This is a genomic window from Rhodococcus sp. 105337 (assembly GCF_012844225.1).
GTDB lineage: Bacteria > Actinomycetota > Actinomycetes > Mycobacteriales > Mycobacteriaceae > Rhodococcus.
Genome location: NZ_JABAGQ010000031.1, coordinates 1 through 1,264, shown reverse-complemented (window position 1 = coordinate 1,264; position 1,264 = coordinate 1). Strand labels below are relative to the sequence as shown.

The following is a 1,264-nucleotide window of genomic DNA, read 5'->3' as shown; positions in this document are numbered from 1 at the left end:
GGGACTGCCCCCACTTCAGTTGACTCGTGGGGTTGAGCGGTTCAGGCCGCGTATGCGACTTGGTTGATTGTCTCAAACTCGATCGGGGTGAGCTTTCCGAGGCGGCGTTGGCGGCGCTTGCGGTGGTAGGTCCGCTCGATCCAGGTCACGATCGCCAGTCGCAACTCCGCCCGGGTCGACCAGCGTTGCCGGTCGAGGACGTTCTTCTGCAAGAGAGCGAAGAACGACTCCATCGCGGCATTGTCGCCGCATGCCCCCACGCGACCCATCGAACCTTGTAAACCATTGCGAGACAGTTCATGTACAAATTTCCGTGATCGAAATTGACTTCCGCGGTCCGAGTGCACAATCGTCCCGACAGGCTTACGTAGCGCGACGGCATTGCGCAACGCAGACACAGCCAGCGACGCCTTCATACGGGAGTCGATCGAGTACCCGACGATCCTGTTCGAGTGCAGATCCTTGATCGCACAGAGGTACAACTTGCCCTCGTCGGTGCGATGCTCGGTAACGTCGGTGAGCCAGAGTTCGTTGGGCCCCTCTGCGGTGAATCGGCGGTCGACGAGGTCGTCGTGAACAGGCGGGCCCGCTTTTCTGTTCAGGCCTTTCTTCTTCGCGAACACCGACCAGATGCGCTCTTGCGAGCACAGCCTGGCGACACGGTTCTCTCCGGCGGCGATTCCATGGCCGGGTAGTTCGTCGGCGATGAAGCGGTAACCGAATGCGGGATCGTCGGCATGGATGGCGCGGGCGATGTTGATCAGATGCGCGTCATCCCAATCACGTTGCGTGACCGGATATTTCTTCCATTTGTAGAACGCTTGGGTGGAGAAACCGAGAACCCGGCAGGTCACCGTGACGGGCACTCCGTCGGCGGCGAGGTCGAGGACCAGCGGGAACATCATTTTGGGTTGACGTCCCGGGACAGATAGGCCACGGCACGACGCATGACCTCTGCTTCTTGCTCGAGGAGCTTGATCCGTTTGCGGGCTTCCCGCAGTTCTGCTGACTCGTCTGAGCCGGAGGATTTCCCGCCGGCGCCGATGCCGTCCTCGCGGTCGGCGATCTTGAGCCAGCGGTGCAGGCACCCCTCGGAGATCCCGAAGTCCTTGGCGATCTGACGCAACGGGGCCTCGCCCTTGCGGGCGACGGCGATGACGTCACGGCGGAACTCGGCGGGGAACGGCTTCGGCATGGGAAACATCCTTCCATCGTGAGGAGTGATCCTCACAGATCAGATGTCAACCAAACCGGGGGCAGTCCC

At 61.5% G+C, this 1,264-nt stretch carries 1 protein-coding gene; it reads right to left on the bottom strand.

Going from position 1 to position 1,264, the window contains the following annotated elements; all coding sequences use genetic code 11:
- Positions 1–41: 41 nt before the first annotated feature.
- Positions 42–1,195 (bottom strand): IS3 family transposase gene (locus tag HF886_RS20840; RefSeq protein ID WP_169653382.1). Its coding sequence is split into 2 segments (ribosomal slippage): positions 42–907 and positions 907–1,195, totalling 1,155 coding nucleotides; the frame shifts between segments, so codons are not numbered across the junction.
- Positions 1,196–1,264: the final 69 nt, after the last annotated feature.